Annotated in this window: 18 protein-coding genes; 5 read left to right on the top strand and 13 right to left on the bottom strand. The window is 57.6% G+C overall.

What is annotated here, in order from left to right; translation table 11 throughout:
• Window positions 1-41: 41 nt before the first annotated feature.
• The 3 genes from AC2CHD_RS17460 to AC2CHD_RS17450 all read right to left on the bottom strand — a co-directional run bounded on the left by AC2CHD_RS17460 (window position 42) and on the right by AC2CHD_RS17450 (window position 1,114).
• Entirely contained in the window at window positions 42-236 is a 195-nt protein-coding gene (locus AC2CHD_RS17460; RefSeq protein WP_484554672.1) for a hypothetical protein, read from the bottom strand.
• A gap of 89 nt (window positions 237-325) precedes the next feature.
• On the bottom strand, window positions 326-751 hold the full coding sequence (locus tag AC2CHD_RS17455) for a hypothetical protein (protein WP_229449755.1): 426 nt from the start codon (window positions 749-751) through the stop codon (window positions 326-328).
• A gap of 24 nt (window positions 752-775) precedes the next feature.
• Window positions 776-1,114, bottom strand: a complete 339-nt coding sequence (locus tag AC2CHD_RS17450; protein ID WP_229449754.1) for an ElaB/YgaM/YqjD family protein — start codon at window positions 1,112-1,114, stop codon at window positions 776-778.
• Window positions 1,115-1,266: 152 nt separating this feature from the next.
• Between AC2CHD_RS17450 and AC2CHD_RS17445 the strand changes: the two genes are divergently transcribed.
• Complete coding sequence (locus AC2CHD_RS17445; protein WP_229449753.1) at window positions 1,267-2,460, top strand: AI-2E family transporter; 1,194 nt, start codon at window positions 1,267-1,269, stop codon at window positions 2,458-2,460.
• Here the strand turns inward: AC2CHD_RS17445 and AC2CHD_RS17440 are convergent.
• Window positions 2,390-3,139: a Crp/Fnr family transcriptional regulator gene (locus AC2CHD_RS17440; RefSeq protein WP_229449752.1), complete on the bottom strand. Its 750-nt coding sequence runs from the start codon at window positions 3,137-3,139 to the stop codon at window positions 2,390-2,392. The genes AC2CHD_RS17445 and AC2CHD_RS17440 overlap by 71 nt on opposite strands.
• A 140-nt stretch (window positions 3,140-3,279) precedes the next feature.
• Here AC2CHD_RS17440 and AC2CHD_RS17435 point away from each other — a divergent pair, with 140 nt between their 5' ends.
• Window positions 3,280-3,678, top strand: coding sequence for a response regulator (locus AC2CHD_RS17435; RefSeq protein ID WP_484554671.1), 399 nt, complete (start codon window positions 3,280-3,282; stop codon window positions 3,676-3,678).
• On the opposite strand, the gene AC2CHD_RS17430 is transcribed toward AC2CHD_RS17435, so the two are convergent.
• Both AC2CHD_RS17430 and AC2CHD_RS17425 read right to left on the bottom strand, forming a co-directional pair.
• Window positions 3,675-4,226, bottom strand: coding sequence for a sigma-70 family RNA polymerase sigma factor (locus AC2CHD_RS17430; RefSeq protein ID WP_229450089.1), 552 nt, complete (start codon window positions 4,224-4,226; stop codon window positions 3,675-3,677). The genes AC2CHD_RS17435 and AC2CHD_RS17430 overlap by 4 nt on opposite strands.
• Before the next feature lie 5 nt (window positions 4,227-4,231).
• Window positions 4,232-4,435 (bottom strand): NepR family anti-sigma factor, encoded by a 204-nt coding sequence (locus tag AC2CHD_RS17425; protein WP_484554670.1) that lies wholly within the window; start codon window positions 4,433-4,435, stop codon window positions 4,232-4,234.
• Window positions 4,436-4,637: 202 nt separating this feature from the next.
• On the opposite strand from AC2CHD_RS17425, the gene AC2CHD_RS17420 reads away from it, so the two are divergent.
• From AC2CHD_RS17420 to AC2CHD_RS17410, 3 genes are all read left to right on the top strand, one after another.
• The gene (locus AC2CHD_RS17420) at window positions 4,638-5,432 is read left to right on the top strand and encodes a response regulator (RefSeq protein ID WP_229449749.1); all 795 of its coding nucleotides are present in this window, start codon (window positions 4,638-4,640) and stop codon (window positions 5,430-5,432) included.
• Window positions 5,433-5,559: 127 nt separating this feature from the next.
• Window positions 5,560-5,727: a DUF1328 domain-containing protein gene (locus AC2CHD_RS17415; RefSeq protein ID WP_229449748.1), complete on the top strand. Its 168-nt coding sequence runs from the start codon at window positions 5,560-5,562 to the stop codon at window positions 5,725-5,727.
• Between the two features lie 90 nt (window positions 5,728-5,817).
• Window positions 5,818-6,144 carry a hypothetical protein gene (locus tag AC2CHD_RS17410; protein ID WP_229449747.1) on the top strand — a complete coding sequence of 109 codons (327 nt, stop codon included), beginning with the start codon at window positions 5,818-5,820 and terminating at the stop codon, window positions 6,142-6,144.
• Window positions 6,145-6,194: 50 nt separating this feature from the next.
• Here AC2CHD_RS17410 and phoB read toward each other — a convergent pair whose 3' ends face one another.
• From phoB to AC2CHD_RS17375, 7 genes are all read right to left on the bottom strand, one after another.
• On the bottom strand, window positions 6,195-6,881 hold the full coding sequence (gene phoB, locus AC2CHD_RS17405; RefSeq protein WP_025030226.1) for a phosphate regulon transcriptional regulator PhoB: 687 nt from the start codon (window positions 6,879-6,881) through the stop codon (window positions 6,195-6,197).
• A 37-nt stretch (window positions 6,882-6,918) separates the two neighbouring features.
• Window positions 6,919-7,629: a phosphate signaling complex protein PhoU gene (phoU, locus tag AC2CHD_RS17400; RefSeq protein WP_229449746.1), complete on the bottom strand. Its 711-nt coding sequence runs from the start codon at window positions 7,627-7,629 to the stop codon at window positions 6,919-6,921.
• Between the two features lie 22 nt (window positions 7,630-7,651).
• Window positions 7,652-8,467 (bottom strand): phosphate ABC transporter ATP-binding protein PstB, encoded by an 816-nt coding sequence (gene pstB, locus AC2CHD_RS17395; RefSeq protein WP_484554669.1) that lies wholly within the window; start codon window positions 8,465-8,467, stop codon window positions 7,652-7,654.
• A 14-nt stretch (window positions 8,468-8,481) separates the two neighbouring features.
• Entirely contained in the window at window positions 8,482-9,798 is a 1,317-nt protein-coding gene (gene pstA, locus AC2CHD_RS17390) for a phosphate ABC transporter permease PstA (RefSeq protein ID WP_484554668.1), read from the bottom strand.
• Entirely contained in the window at window positions 9,795-11,267 is a 1,473-nt protein-coding gene (gene pstC, locus AC2CHD_RS17385) for a phosphate ABC transporter permease subunit PstC (protein WP_484554667.1), read from the bottom strand. The genes pstA and pstC overlap by 4 nt, the downstream gene beginning before the upstream one ends.
• A gap of 104 nt (window positions 11,268-11,371) precedes the next feature.
• A complete protein-coding gene (locus AC2CHD_RS17380; RefSeq protein ID WP_229449742.1) occupies window positions 11,372-12,409 on the bottom strand; it encodes a substrate-binding domain-containing protein in 1,038 nt (345 codons plus the stop codon).
• A 523-nt stretch (window positions 12,410-12,932) separates the two neighbouring features.
• Window positions 12,933-16,202, bottom strand: a complete 3,270-nt coding sequence (locus AC2CHD_RS17375; RefSeq protein ID WP_484554666.1) for a response regulator — start codon at window positions 16,200-16,202, stop codon at window positions 12,933-12,935.
• Window positions 16,203-16,269: the final 67 nt, after the last annotated feature.

Below are 16,269 nucleotides of genomic sequence, written 5' to 3'. Positions count from 1 at the left end.
ACTCCTTTGGTTGAAGGGTTTTGACGAGGTAATCAGGCAGATCAGCTCGTCGGTTCATCCTGTGCGGCCGGCAGCTCTATAGCCTGCTGTTCATCCAGCATCAGGCCGTAGACTTCGACGCCCCACCAGACCAGGGCAGCCAGCAGGAGACCGCACACCAGCACCATCAGCACTGGAAAGCCTCGACGCCCTTGACGAGCGTCCTGCGGCGTTGTCTTTCGATTGGTTTCGGGCATGGTCAATGCTCCTGTTTCTGTGCCTCAATCAATGCCAAGGTCAGAGGAGAGTTCCATGAAAATGCAGGAGCTGCGCTGAAATCCTTGCGTTAACGGTCGTCCGGATCCTGACCGCTATTCTCCCGGTAAATCGCATATCCAAGAACAGCCAGAACGGGCAGCGCCACCGCGCCAAGACGTCCCGTCCGCGCGAGAACCGACGGCAAAAGGGTCAGAGCCGCAGTGCCGGCAAGCACGCCTGCATCAGCGACGCGGCGACGGCGCGCGCGGCGAGCCTGAATCCGGCTCCACACCTTGAGGCCGACGAGGACGATGATCGCCATGACCATGAAAGCAATACCGAAGCCAAGCGAGGCCTCGATCACGCCCCATTGCCGTGATGCCGCAATGAACCCGGCCAGCACCAGAAAGCCGAGGCCGAAAAGGCCAAGCAGTGCAGCCAGCGCATAAAAGCCGGTTGCGACTTTCATGCGCTTGAACACGCCCGAAAACTCTCCGGCGGCGAGTGAAGCCAACAGCCTTGCCATCATGGCGAAGGCCTAGCGGCGGGTGGCAAGGGCGATGAGAAACCCGGCTCCGACGGCCAGCGCAAGCGAGGTGAACGGACGCTCACGCACCGTGCGGGCCAGTTCCTGCTCCAGCTCCTGCGTGCTGTCCCGAACGCTGTTCAAGGCGGCTTCGCCCTGACCGCGCAACTGCTCAATGCGCTCTCCAGCGGCCTTTCGCGCCGCCTCGCCGGATTGACCACCCATGTCTTTGAGATGGCTCACCAGCTGCGCCATATCGGTGCGCAACTGCTGAATATCCTTTTCCAGATCGCCGGTCGTTACGGCATCGTCTTTCTGGGACCGAGCGGATTTCGCGGTGGTCGTTGCCATGTACAGTCTCCCATGGTTCGGCCATGTTCGGGGCCATGTTTCTTGCAAGCTTTGCTCACAGCCCAACGCGAAACATCCCACGAAGTTCCCTTCTCCAAGGAACCATTTGCCCGCCAGCACGCTTTCCACTGGAAACGTCGGCGGATAACCGGATGGATCACAAGTCTCTCAACACCACGCGCAAACGCTCGCACATCATGACTCTCGAGATGGCGCTGACCTATGGCGCGCAAGGCTCTGTTCTGCTTCTGGGTCTGCTGGCGCTGATCGTGGCGTTGCACTTCGGGCGATTTCTGCTGGCGCCGATGTCACTCGCGATCTTCATTGGCTTGATGCTGGGGCCCATCGCCACCCGCCTGGAGCGAATGGGCATTTGGCCAGCGGTGTCGGCTGTAGCGGTGGTGCTGATCTTCATCGGCCTCGTGGGCGGTTTCCTGACAGCGATCGCAGCTCCGCTGACGGCCTGGGCCGACCGTCTACCCCAGATCTGGAACGAATTGCAGTTGCAGCTCTCGAGCCTGAGACAGCCTCTTGGCACGATAAAGGATCTTCAAGAGCAGATCCGCTCCGCTACCGGCGGCTCCAGCGTGACAGTCGCCGTAAAGGAAGACACCACGGTGGAAAGTGTGGCGGTGCTTGCACCGTCTTTGCTGGCGCAACTGCTCATTTTCTTTGCGAGCCTTTATTTCTTCGTGGCCACACGGCACGAGACGCGAGCGGCGATATTGCGCCTCTGCTTCAATCGTCGTTTGCGTTGGCGGGTCGCGCACATCTTCCGGGATGTTGAAAACGCGGTCTCGGATTACCTGTTGTCGATCACGATCATCAATATTGGACTGGGCATCGCTGTCAGCATCGCATTGTGGCTGCTTGGCGTTCCCTCCCCCGCGCTCTGGGGAGCAATGGCGACATTGCTCAATTTCGTGATTTACATCGGCCCCGCCGTCATGGCCTGCGTTCTGCTGGCTGTCGGCCTTGGCACTTTCGACACGTTGACAGCGAGTTTTCTTCCGCCTCTTACCTATTTGGGACTCAATGCTATCGAGGCGCAGTTCGTCACTCCCACCGTGATCGGCCGCCGGATGACGCTTAACCCGTTCATTGTTTTCCTTGCCATTGCGTTCTGGCTTTGGATGTGGGGCCCGATTGGCGGCTTCATCGCCATCCCCGCGTTGCTGACGCTTTACGCGATAGCCGGCAACATCATTCCGGGAATTGAGCCTCCTGCACCTGCCAAACCGCACGTGTCAAAGCGGTCCATCCACCCAAAACCGCCTATAGAAAAGGCCGCTTCGCCACTTTCTCGGCCGTCCAGTCCGCCAGTTCGGCCAAGGCCTCCGGATTGAGTATCCGGCAGCCGCCATCCTCCCACTTCAAAAGACCCCGCTCGGCGAGACGGGCAATGGTTTTGTTGGTGTGAACAAGAGAGAGGCCGAGCGTGTCAGCCACATGCTGCTGCGTGAGCGACACCGTGCCGTTCCTGGTCAGACCGCTTTGCCGGCTTCGTTCCAGGATGAACATCAAAAGATAGGCTACTTTTTCCAACGCGGTACGACGACCAACCGTAAGAAGGTTATCGTCGAGCATGCATTCCTCACGCGAGGCGATCCAGGTGATATCGTAGGCCAGCTCAGGAAACTCCCGGTAGAGGGAAAAAAGCTCGGCTTTTTCAAACACGCACAAAACCATGTTTGAGAGCGCCTCGACCGAGTGCTTCATCTCGCCCAGCAGGCTGCCCTGCAAACCCACAAGATCGCCGGGCATTACGTAATTGACGATTTGCCGGCGGCCATCTTCAAGCAGTTTGTATCGAAATCCCCATCCGGAAAGAACGGTGTAAAGGTGCGGGTTATGTGCGCCCTCGACCAATACAGTCGCGCCCTTTTTGACAGCCAGGTCACCTTTTTTGAAGCGACCGATAAACTCGAGCTCACATGCATCAAAATCACGAAAAAGCTCGCGTTTCCTCAAGGGGCATTTTTCACACGGTAGACTGGCGTGAGCGCGTTCTTGTTCTTTTGTCACAGCTTGCCTCGATCCGCGGATCCGGAAGCATGTCCGCCGATCCCTTCGGCTTATTTGGTACCATGTCTTTTTTTAATGACAAGTCAGTCAACTAATGAGATTTCAGGAGAAAATTTCTCTGGTTTCGGAAGGATGCCCATTTGAAAAAAACCCTCGACGGGGCTCGTGTACTTCTGGTCGAAGATGAAGCCCTGATTGCCATGAGCATCGAAGAGCTCTGCAAGGAACATGGCGCAGAGGACGTCGTAACCGTAACCTCATTCAACGCGCTAAATCCCGACGTTCTCGAGACCGGGCGAATTTCGACCGCAATCCTCGACATCAAAATTTCCGACAACTGGACAAACGAATTCGCCCACCTTCTACAAAGCCGGCGAATTCCCTTTATTTTTGCCACGGGCTACGCCGCCAACCATCAGGTCTTTGAGCCCTTTAACGGCATTACCATTATTGAAAAACCGTACAAGGACAGCGACCTGATCCAAGCTTTGGCGCAGGCGATTGGCTCTTCGAATGAAAATGGTTCCCGCTCGGATTAAGCGGTGAAGACAGAATTCGTTATCTGGGCGGAAATTGCATCCGGACCGAAGTCGTTCTCGCCGGTGATGCCCAGAATCTCTTGTAGACGCGTACGCGCTCGGCTGACCCGGCTCTTTATGGTGCCGACAGCACAATCGCAGATTTCTGCTGCCTCTTCATAGGAAAAGCCCGAGGCACCAATCAGGATGATCGCCTCACGCTGATCTTCTGGCAGTTGCTCCAGCGCCCGGCGAAAGTCTTTGAGATCGACAGAGCCTTCCTGAGCTGGATGTACGGACAGACGCCCGGTGATGGCCCCGTCACTGTCTTCCACCTCCCGCTTGCGCTTTCGCATTTGGGAATAGAACTCATTACGCAGAATCGTAAAGAGCCATGCCTTCAGGTTGGTGCCCGGCTGGTAGCTCGCCTGCTTGTCCCACGCTTTGACAAGCGCCTCCTGTACCAAGTCATCGGCTCGGTCAGCGTTCTTTGAAAGTGAGACTGCAAACGCACGCAAACTCGGTACGGTGGCGAGAAGATCATCACGAAAGCCAGGATATACACTCATCGACATCAATCCTTGTTCCCGGCGGTCTCAGTGCTCTTCTGTTCCAGTTGGTTGAGAAGATCACTGAAGCGGTCCGGAATGTCTTCCGTTATCAAATCGTCGTAATACTGCCTGAGCTTGCGCCCGATCTCGGAATTTGCACCGAGAGGATCGCTGTCCTTTCCGCGCTTCTCCTGGCCCCTATGGGTATTGGGTTTGCCGTAATTCATGCCCTATCTTCGTCCATATAATCTTGTCTCCCAATGAAGCGGGCACATCGATATCGCCCGCGCCACCACTCTTCCATACGAAACAGAACGCCACCGAGCAGAAATCGTTCCCTGCTTATGGAACATTTTCGCACAACAGGCGTTTTGACCTCATAAATATGCATTATTCCCATTGCCACATTACGAGGGAGACCTGAAATCCATGACCTTGTCAGCGCGTATCGCACCGCACCTTCCATATCTGCGGCGCTTTTCCAGAGCCGTCTCCGGCTCCCAGACGAGCGGTGACGCCCTGGTGGCCGCGGCGCTTGAAGCGCTGATTGCCGACACAAGCATTTTCCCCGAAGCGTCAACGGACAAAATCGCGCTCTTCAGGCTTTTCACATCGCTCTTTGAAACGCTCGATGTGCGCATCCCCGAAAGTGCCCCGACATCCGCTTGGGAGGAACGCGCTTCGAGAAACTTGTCGTCACTTGCACCCCGCCCACGCCAGGCGTTCCTTCTGGTGGCTGTCGAAAACTTCCGTCCGGAGGAAGCGGCGGAAATTCTGGAAACCGACATGAATGGCATCAATGCGATGCTGCACGAGGCCAGCGAGGAAATCTCCCGTCAGGTGGCCACCGACATCCTCATCATCGAGGATGAGCCCTTGATCGCCATGGATATCGAGGAGATGGTCGAAAGCCTCGGTCATCGCGTCGTCGGCAACGCCCGCACCCACAAGCAGGCTGTCGAGATGTTTGCCAAAACCCAGCCCAAAATGGTGCTGGCAGACATTCAGCTTGCAGATGGAAGCTCGGGCCTTGATGCGGTGAACGAGATTCTTGAAGGGGCGACAGTCCCTGTGATCTTCATCACAGCCTTCCCGGAGCGTTTGCTGACTGGCGAGCGCCCGGAGCCGACTTTCCTTGTGACGAAGCCTTTCAGCCCGGAGATGGTCAAAGCGCTGATCAGCCAGGCGCTTTTCTTCGATCACCAGGCTCGCGCGGCGGCCTGAGGCAGCGCAACACCTTTCTGATGAAAAAGGTCGCCTTCGGGCGGCCTTTTTGTTTGCCGGTTTTCTTTCTCCGGGAACCAATCTCCGTGGATAGCGTTTAACTGCCATAACTAAACGGAGAGACAGAATGCTTTACTGGGCACTTATATTCCTCGTCGTCGCTCTTATCGCCGGCGCCCTTGGTTTTGGCGGTATTGCAGGCGCTTCCGCAGGGATCGCACAGATCCTGTTCTACATCTTTCTCGCCCTTCTCGTGATTTCTCTGGTCATGGGACTGATTAGAGGGCGCGGTTAAACGAGTACATCTGACGTAAACGAATGCGGCATCCGACGATGCGGACCATCCATGGCTTCCGCGTCGGGCAGACAGTGAAAGGAGAACGCCATGGAACATATCGCTGCGCTTCTTCTGGTTGTCGGCTGCTCCGGCAACATGGCTGAATGCCGCGAACTTCCCGCCCCCGCTCCGATTTACGAAACCTTTGAGGAGTGCGAGGCCGAGAAGCCCATTTCCCTGCGCGAGCTTGAAGGTGAGGCGCCACGGGTGATGGCAACGTGCGTCTTTGTGGATCCTGCACTCGTCTACGATGACGCTGTGCTGGAGTGGGACATCACCAAAGACGGGAAGCTGACGGCCTCTCTGGAACCGGTCAACAGCTTCGCAGTCGCTCACAATGAGCATGCGCGTCAGAAGAACATTTTCACCGAGTAATCAGACAACAGCTTCAGCAAAAACCCCGGCCAAGTGCCGGGGTTTTTGTCTCAGGCTTCTCGAATGGCGTAGCCTGCACCGCGAATGGTGCGGATCACATCGGGAAGCCGCCCCTGGTTCACGGCCTTGCGCAACCGGCCCACATGGACATCCACGGTGCGCTCGTCGATGTAAATCGTCTCACCCCATACATTGTCGAGCAGCTGGCTGCGCGAAAAGACCCGCCCCGGATGCTGCATCATGAATTCCAGCAAGCGAAACTCTGTCGGCCCCAGACGGATCTCATTCTTGCGCCGGTAAACGCGATGCGATTCGCGGTCGAGCACAATATCGCCCACAGACAGCACCGTTGAGAGAACCTCAGGCTTGGCTCTGCGCAGGAGCGCCCGCACACGCGCGACGAATTCCGGCGTCGAAAACGGCTTGACCAGATAGTCGTCGGCACCGGTGGAAAGACCGCGAACGCGGTCGCTTTCCTCACCGCGCGCGGTGAGCATGATAATGGGAAGACGCTCGGTTTCAGGACGCATGCGCAGCCGGCGGCACAGTTCGATGCCTGATACGGCCGGAACCATCCAGTCCAGAACGAGCAGATCCGGGACATTCTCCTGCAACCGCACCTCGGCTTCATCGCCGCGCGAGATCATCTCTACCTGATACCCTTCCGCCTCCAGATTGTATTTCAACAGGACGCAGAGCGGTTCGTCGTCTTCAACGACCATGACCTTGGGGGCAATCATGGAAGGCATTCTCCTAAAGCATTGCTACGGCCGTTCAGGCATCCGTATCGACCGTCATCTGTGTTTCATCAAGCTTCGGCCGCTGGACCGGAAGCTGCTCCCCCGTCACCACATAATAGGCATTCTCGGCGATATTCGTCACATGATCGCCAATGCGTTCCAGATTTTTCGCGCAGAAGAGAAGATGCGTGCACGAGGTGATGTTGCGCGGATCTTCCATCATATAAGTCAGCAATTCCCGGAACACCGACGTATACTGAATGTCGATTTTCTCGTCGTCGTCGCGTAACTGGATCAAGGCATCGGCATCGCGCTTCACGTAATGCTCGACCACAGCATTAACCTGCTGCAGCACCAGGCCTGCCATGGCATCTATGGAATGCGCTAGTGTTCGCGGTGTAGCGCTCTGGCCCACCGCGCTGACGCGCTTGGCAATGTTCTTCGCAAGATCACCGATACGCTCCAGGTCGGCTGCCATGCGAATGGCACCCACAACGCTGCGCAGATCCTGTGCCATCGGCTGGCGCTTGGCGATCAGTGTGATGGCGCGTTCGTCGAGATCGCGCTGCTTGGCGTCCATGATCGTGTCATCGGAGATAACGCGCTGCGCCAGCGCGGTATCGGAATGAAGAAGGGCATTGGTGGAGGCGCGGGTCATCGCACCGGAGAGATCGCCCATATCGCGAATGAGGCGGTCGATCTCACCGAGTTCCTCATCGAAGGAGCTGACTGTGTGCTCGCCCATGATCTGGTTCCTTATCTGTGCGTCAACCGAAGCGACCGGTGATGTAATCCTGGGTCCGCTTGTCATCCGGATTGGTGAACATCTTGTCCGTCGGACCTTCCTCGACAAGGTTGCCCAGATGGAACATGGCCGTGCGCTGCGAAACGCGCGCCGCCTGCTGCATGGAGTGCGTAACGATGACGATCGTGTAGTTCTCGCGCAGTTCGTCGATCAGCTCCTCCACCTTGGCGGTGGCGATGGGATCAAGAGCCGAGCACGGCTCATCCATGAGGATCACCTCGGGCGAAACCGCGATGGCGCGCGCAATGCATAAACGCTGCTGCTGGCCGCCGGAGAGACCTGTGCCGGGCTCATGCAAACGGTCTTTCACCTCGTTGAAGAGGCCGGCCTTCTGCAGGCTGGACTCGACGATTTCATCGAACTCATTCTTTTTGGAAGCCAGGCCATGGATGCGCGGCCCATAAGCGATGTTCTCATAGATCGACTTGGGAAATGGGTTAGGCTTCTGGAAAACCATGCCAACACGGGCACGCAGCTCCACCACATCGATCTTAGGATCATAGATGTCTTGATCATCAAGCGTGATCTTGCCTTCGATCCGGCAGATATCGATCGTGTCATTCATGCGGTTGAGACAACGCAGAAACGTGGACTTTCCACAGCCCGAAGGGCCGATAAGCGCCGTCACCTGGTTTTCCAGAACATCCAGATTCACATCGAAAAGCGCTTGCTTCTCGCCGTAGAAGACACGCACATTCTCACCGCGCATCTTGAGAGGTTTTGGCTTCTGGCTCGCATCCAGTGCTTCTTCGACAGCAGCATCAGTGAGCATATTCATGTCCTTCCACTCCGTTACCAGCGACGCTCGACGCGCCGCCGCAGAATTATGGCGGTGATGTTCATCACGGCGAGGAACAGCAGCAATACGATGATAGCGCCCGAGGTACGCTCGACAAAGGCGCGTTCGGCTTCGTTCGCCCACATATAGATCTGTACCGGCAGCGCCGTAGCAGGATCGAGCGGCGTGGTGGGGTAGTCGGCCACGAAAGCCACCATGCCGATCAGAAGCAGCGGGGCCGTTTCGCCGAGTGCCTGGGCCAGGCCGATGATCGTGCCCGTCAGAATGCCGGGCGCAGCCAGCGGCAGCACATGGTGAAACACCGTCTGTGTGCGCGAGGCACCAAGGCCGAGAGCTGCCGAGCGGATCGAGGGCGGTACGGCGCGCAGCGCTGCACGCGTCGCAATTATGATCGTCGGCAATGTCATCAGCGTCAGCACCAGACCGCCCACAAGAGACGCAGAGCGCGGCAGATGCATGAAGTTGATGAACACGGCGAGACCGAGGAGACCGAAGACGATGGACGGCACGGCCGCCAGATTGTTGATGTTGACCTCGATCAGATCGGTCAGCTTGTTCTGCGGCGCGAACTCCTCAAGATAAATCGAGGCGGCAACGCCGATCGGCAGCGCCAGAAGGAGCACGATCAACATCATGTAGAGCGAGCCCACGATGGCCACCCCCATACCTGCCGTTTCAGGCCGGCTCGAGGCACCGCGGGTGAAAAGCCCTGTATTGAAGCGCTGTTCCAGAACGCCGTCTGCTTCCATGACGCGCATCCATTCGAGCTGCTGGTCGGAGACCTTGCGGCGGCTTTCCTCCACCTCGAGATTGACCTGCCCCTTGAGAGCGGAATCAACGTCTCCGCTCGCCAGGACCCAGACATTCTGTGTCGTTCCAATGATCGAAGGATCGGCTATCACCAGGTCACGCAGTTGCGTGCGTACACCATTTGAGATCAAGCCGCCCACCTCGCGAACCAATCGCCGGTTCTCCGGATCGACGCCAAGCTTTGCCGCCAGGGCATCGGTGGCCAGTTTCGGGTAATTGGCGGTGAGCAGCGTGTTGGGGTCGGTCGCACGCTCATTATCCGGGTCAATGATATTCTCGGCGAAGGTGACGTCCAGATTGATGGATGTCTGCCAAAAGGCGGTGTAGCCGTTGGAGATCACCGACCATAAAAGCGCAGCCAGAAAGAAGATGCCGATGGCAATCGCAATGATTCCATACATCCGGAAACGCTGTTCTGCCGCATAACGCTTTTTGATACCGATATCGCGGCGCACAGATGCGCGGGGAGCATCCCCTCCTTTGTAGACAGCATCGGTCATTCGTATTGCTCCCGGTATTTGCGCACGATGTAGAGCGCGAAAACATTCATGCCGAGTGTGAGCACAAACAGGGTCATGCCCAGCGCGAAGGCAACCAGCGTTTGAGGCGAGGTGAATTCAAGGTCACCCGTAAGCTGGTTGACGATCTTCACGGTGATGGTCGTCATCGCCTCAAATGGGTTGAGCGTGAGGTTGGCCGCAACACCGGCGGCCAGCACAACGATCATGGTTTCGCCGATGGCGCGGGAAGCCGTCAGCAGCAATGCCCCGACAATGCCCGGCAGCGCGGCTGGCAGGATAACCCGTTTGATCGTTTCGGAGCGCGTCGCGCCGAGACCAAGCGAACCATCACGCATAGCACGCGGCACCGCTGTGATAATGTCATCCGACAGCGACGAGACGAATGGGATCAACATGATCCCCATAACGAGACCTGCTGTCAGAACGCTTTGCGCCTGAATAAAGCCGGGGCCGCCAGCGATCGCCGCGCTCATATCGCGCAGGAATGGACCGACCGTAACCAGGGCGAAGAAACCGTAGACAATGGTCGGAATTCCGGCCAGAACCTCAAGCAGGGGCTTGACCACTGAGCGCACACGCTTGGAGGCATATTCGGCCATGTAGATCGCCGCCATTAGCCCCACTGGCACGGCAAACAGCATCGCCACGAAAGCAATATAGATCGTACCGGCAAGCAGCGGGATGAGACCGAACTGCCCCTCCTGCGCCTCCGCACCGGCCGCAGCGAAGCGCGGGTCCCAGACGGTTCCGAAAAAGAAGTTGCTCAGCGACACCGAGCGGAAGAAATGGATCGTCTCGAACAGCATGGAAAAGACGATGCCCACCGTCGTCAGGATGGCGATGGTGGATGCGGCCAAGAGGCCCAAGGTAATGATGCGCTCGACATTGTTCCTGGCCCGGCCCCGAGGTCGAACACTTCGTAGGCCGAGTACCGCGCCTCCCAGCGACAGCAGGATCGCGATTACCGTGCCGATCCACGCTGCATTGTCCTGCATGGCGTTAAGCTCGGCCGCAATGGGGATCATGTAATCCTGCGTATCCGAAGCCAGCGCAACACCGCGCTCTGCAAGGACAGGACGCAGTTCCTCAAAACTTTCCGGCACTTCGGCAATGGCCGGATCGGTTTCGAGCCTGCGCATGCCGGCTGCAAGATTGCGCACCATCCCCAAAGCCAGAGAACGGCTTGCGATCGCGCTGTCCGCCGTTTGCTCGGGCATCCGCTCGCTGATTGCGCGATCCACATAGGCATAGCTACCGGCAGACCAGGCCGCCATGAAAAACACCGCCGGCAAAACAGCAAGCAGGAACACCCACCAGCCATGATAATGTGCACGCGAATGCGGCTTCTCGGCCGACGAGACAATTTGCTTCTTCGCACGTGCACTGCCGAGAACGTATCCGACAACGCCAATGAAAACGATGATGGTAAGGAGAAGTCCCCAGGCCACGAAGCCCCCTCTCCGGCACCTGGCCGGGCGTCCAGTTCACAATCTCTCCGCAACGATCGAACGCAGGCGGCTTGAGCCGCCTGCGTTGTCATGCGGAAACCGGATTACATGGTTTCGCCAGCCTCGAAAGCCTTGCGCTGAGCATCACGCTCCGCATCCGGAGCCGGAACCAGACCGTAATCGGCGAGCGGGCTTTCCGGGCCGACCATCTGATCGTCGAGGAAGAACTCGACATATTCCTTCAGGCCAGGAACGACCCCGATATGCGCCTTCTTCACGTAGAACTGAAGCGGGCGCGACACGGGGTATTCGCCGGTGGAGATCGTGTCGACCGACGGCGTGATGCCGTTGATGGTGGCGACCTTCAGCTTGTCGGCATTGTTCTCGTAGAAGGAGAGGCCGAACACGCCGACGCCGGTCTTGTTGGCGTCGATGCGGGCGAGCGTCTCGGTGTAGTCGCCGTCGATGTCGACCGCGCCGCCATCCTTGCGAACCGCGATGCATGCGGCTTCGGCAGCGTCTTCGTCGAGGCCAGCCTCTTCGGCAGCCTTGAGACCACCAGCAACCTCACAACCGGCTGCAAGCACCTTCTCCTCGAAGACTTCGCGGGTGCCATGCTTTTCACCGGGGATGTAAGCAGCGATGTCCCAATCCGGCAGATCCGGGTTCACTTCGTTCCACTTCTTGTAGGGATTGTCGACCAGCTTGCCGTCGACTGCGACCTTCGCCGCCAGTGCCTTGTAGACATCAACAGGCTCGAGCGCCCAATCCGGACCCTGGATATCCGTGGCGAAGACGATGCCGTCATAGCCAAACTGGATTTCCTGGATTTCGGTTACACCTGCTTCGGCGCAGGCTGCAACTTCCTTTTCGCGGATTTTGCGCGATGCATTGGCAATGTCGATCGTGGCTTCACCGACGCCCTTGCAGAACTCTTTCAGGCCAGCGGACGAACCACCCGACTCGACGACCGGCGTCTTGAAGTTCGGGAAGGTTTCGCCGAAGTTTTCGGCAACGATCTTCGCATAGGGGAGAACGGTCGAAGAGCCGGCGATCTGAACCTGATCGCGGGCCGCAGCTGCACCGACCGCACCGGCAAGGGCGATCGTGGCCGCCGAAGCGGTAAGAAGGAATTTTTTCATTGGAGACAGCTCCCTGTTCGGAATTCGGTCAGACGCCCTGCCGGCGTCGGGGAGCGGAATAACAACTCTGTGTAACAGTTCCATGACAGTTCCGTGTCAGCCTGATTACGAACGGAAATCAGCGTCGCCTTCTTAAATCGGCAGGGATGCAAAAGGGCACGATGGGCGGGCATATCCATTCGCCAGCCCCCGACACCAGGAGCGCTGACACCGGGCCGCCGCTCAGCTCTAAGACACATCTCTTGAGATCAGAAAAAGCCGGGCGGGGGAAAGACCATATTGAATGGCAAATCACACTGGGCTGGGTTTAAAACCCGGATAGATCCTGTTGGGGCTCGTTTGGACCACCCATGGCCTGTGGACCTCCACCCGCCCGGAAAAACCATGGCCAAGCATTGACCATTTGTCTCAACTTTAATGAGAGCATCGTTTTCCCTAAATGGTGCGATCACGCTAGTAATACGAAATGCGCATGTTTGGTTGAAAAATCATTATTTATCAAAAGCTTGCAAGAAATTCTTACTCATTTCTGAATTGATTTTACGGATAGGGAATTCACCCAGGAGTTGATTTTCTCCAAAAGCGCCCTGGGACTGATCGGTTTGGAAAGATAATCGTCCATCCCCGCCTCCAGGCACAATTCGCGATCGCCCTTCAATGCATGAGCGGTCACGCCAATGATAGGGACACGTGTGCGAGCGCCAGTTTCACGTTGGCGAATCTCCCTTGTCGCTTCCAGCCCGTTCATCTCTGGCATGGAAACGTCCATTAAAATCAGTCGGGGTTTCTTGCGCGCACATTCTTCGAGCGCACGTCGACCGTTTTCCACGATTTCGAATTGCAATCCCGCTTCGCTGAGAATTTGCCGAAAGACGAGCTGGTTAACCTCATTGTCTTCTGCAACCAAAACATCGATGCCAGGGGAGGTGCCATCATCATCCGGTGACACCTTCTCCACCTCCCGAAGCGTTTCGGGGAGCTCTCCCGCATCCCCGACCGCGGTCGCCGCTGTGTCTCCTCCTGAGAGGCTGCCCGTCGTGGGGCCGTCCACCGTGGTCTGCATCGCCGTGATCATCGCCTCGAGAAGCGCTGAGGACCGCGCTGGCTTGATCAGATGCGCTGCGATTGAAAGCTCGCGCGCACCGAAACCAGACAGAGACTGATCGACAGAGGTGAGCAAAACCACCGGCACCTCGGCGATCTCGGGTTCGGCGCGGATCGCTTCCACCATCTCCAGCCCGTTCATGCCCGGCATCTGATAGTCGACGACCATACAGTCGACCCGCAACCCCATTCGCGCCACGGCACGAAGCACTTCCAGCCCTTCAAGGGCATTGCGGGCGACGCAGGCATCAAAGCCCCAATACTCCATCTGCTCGCGCAAAATCATCCGATTGACCGAATTGTCGTCCACGACGAGCACGCGGGCGTTCTTCACTTCGCGTGGGGCCAGCGGCTGCTGCGTGACGCCAGCGGCCTTGGGCAGCGTCAGTGTGAACCAGAAGGTCGACCCCCGCCCCTCAACGCTCTCGACACCGATCTGGCCACCCATAAGGCCAACGAGACGCGACGTGATGGCGAGCCCGAGACCGGTCCCCTCATGACGCCGGGTCGACGACGCATCAACCTGGCTGAACTTGTCGAAGACCAAATGAAGCTTGTTTTTCGGGATACCGATACCCGTGTCCGTCACACTGAATTGCAGTGCGAGTTCACCCTCCGGGGTATCGCTGCCGCTCACATTCACCAGAACATGACCTTTTTCGGTGAATTTGACGGCATTGCCCACGAGATTTGTGAGTATTTGGCGAACGCGCCCGACATCACCCACCACGGCCCGCGTGATCCCGGGATCCACCCGGACGATCAGCTCGATGTCTTTTTCCTTCGCCCGGGAAGACATGAGAGTCGCCACGTCACCGACGGCTTCCCCAAGATAAAACGGCTCCGCTTCGAGGACGATGTGTCCGGCATCGATCTTCGAAAAATCGAGAATGTCGTTGATGATGGTCAGGAGCGCGTTTCCCGACTTCAGGATGATATCCGTGAAGGTTTTCTGCTTGGCTGTGAGATCTGTTTTTGCCAACAGCTCAGTCATGCCCAGAACGCCATTCATCGGCGTTCGGATTTCATGGCTCATATTGGCAAGGAACTCGGATTTTGCCCGGTCGGCGAGGACGGCCTCTTCCCGCGCCGCCTGCAACTCGGCCTCCCGCTGTTTCAGCTCGGTTATATCCACCCGCACACCGACAAAGGTCCCATCCTCTGTCCGGGTGTCAATGGCTTTCACCCAGCGACCATTTGCGTGACTGCGCTCAAAGATGCGATGGCGCACCTGATAGGACTTGAGATAGCCTTCGATCCACGCTTCTCGATCAGTATCGTATAATGCATCAAGCTCTGCATCACCGCTTTGCCGGAAATATCCGGCGTCGTGGGCAAGCTCGACCGCATGCCGCAAGGACTTGCCCGGCCGCATGGCCGGAATCATGGCCGGCAGAGCTTCCTGCATCTTGCGGTTGGCAAGAACATAGCGATCGTCACGATCGTAGATGACGACACCGGCCGGCAGCGTCTCCAGAACTTCTGCAAGCTGCCGACGGGCATCCTCGGCATCGTTTTCGCGCTTGCGGATATCGGAGATATCGAACAGGGCACCCACCACGTAGGGCGTTCCGCTTTCCGTCTCCACACGACACTTGCGCACGATACGATACTTGCCGATGCCCGGCTGGTCGAAATCCTCCTCAATTTCAAAATCCTCATGCGTCTCGAGCACATGACGTTCGCTTCTCTCGAAGCTTTCGGCGAGTTCAGGCGACGTGAAATCTGTCGCGCGCCGTCCGAGTATGTCAGGAACCTCCACGCCAAGCGTTCGTTTGAACGCCCTGTTGACCAGAACGAACCGGAGGTCCTGATCTTTTGCAAAAACAGGATTTGGCAGTTCATCGAGAATTGCCTCGGCAAGTTTCGCTTTCTCCAGCGCTGCCGCCAGCGCATCCTCATGACGCCTGAGCCGGGTTATATCGGTACATATGCCGATCGTGCCGCCATCGGCGGTCCGCTTCTCCCGATGCATGATCCAGCGGCCATCCGTGAAGCGGATAACGCTTTCAAATGCATCTTCACAACTTCGCAGCGCAAGGACCTTCTGAAGCCAGACTTCGGGGTCGGCACCCTCGGTTGAGAGGATTCCGCGTTCCACCCCCGCACGCAGGAGTGCCTCGAAAGATGTGCCAGGACGAATGAAATCCTCGAGACCGGCGTACATCACATGCATTGCCTGGTTGCTCAGCACAAGCCGATCATCCGCATCGTAGCAGCACAAAGCATCTCGGGTGACATCCAGCGCGGTCATCAACCTGGCAAAGTGGCCGCCACTGCCCGGGTAACGCTCTTTCGGATCCGTTTCGTCATTCGAACGATCAGCATCACGCAGAAGACCCATAATCGGAGTGACATTCTGCGCCACACCCCGATAGCCGCAGAACTGGTGTTCCTCATCGAATATCGGGAAGCCTGAAACGGAGATCCAGCGACAGTCCTGCGGACCGCCTTCGAGGTCGTAAACGAATTGTCCGAATGGCTGGCGTTGAGCAAGAAGCCTCTCATGCGCTTCCACATCGCCAACGGGATGGAAGGCATTGCGCGCAAGGGTGATACGTGACCTGCCGATGAAACGCTTCGGATCGAGCCCTGTAACAGTCTGAAATTCTTTCGAAATCCAGGTCAGGCGATGGTTTTCGTCGGTTTCCCACACCCAACCGGAGGCAGATCGAAGCAACGCGGCCAACGCTTCACCGCGAAATCGCTCCTCAACATCTGACCCCTCACCGGTTCCCAAAACCGCACGCTCCCCA

The sequence above is a fragment of the Nitratireductor sp. ATLC21 genome (genome assembly GCF_057196525.1).
This window is presented reverse-complemented; position numbering and strand designations above follow the sequence as displayed.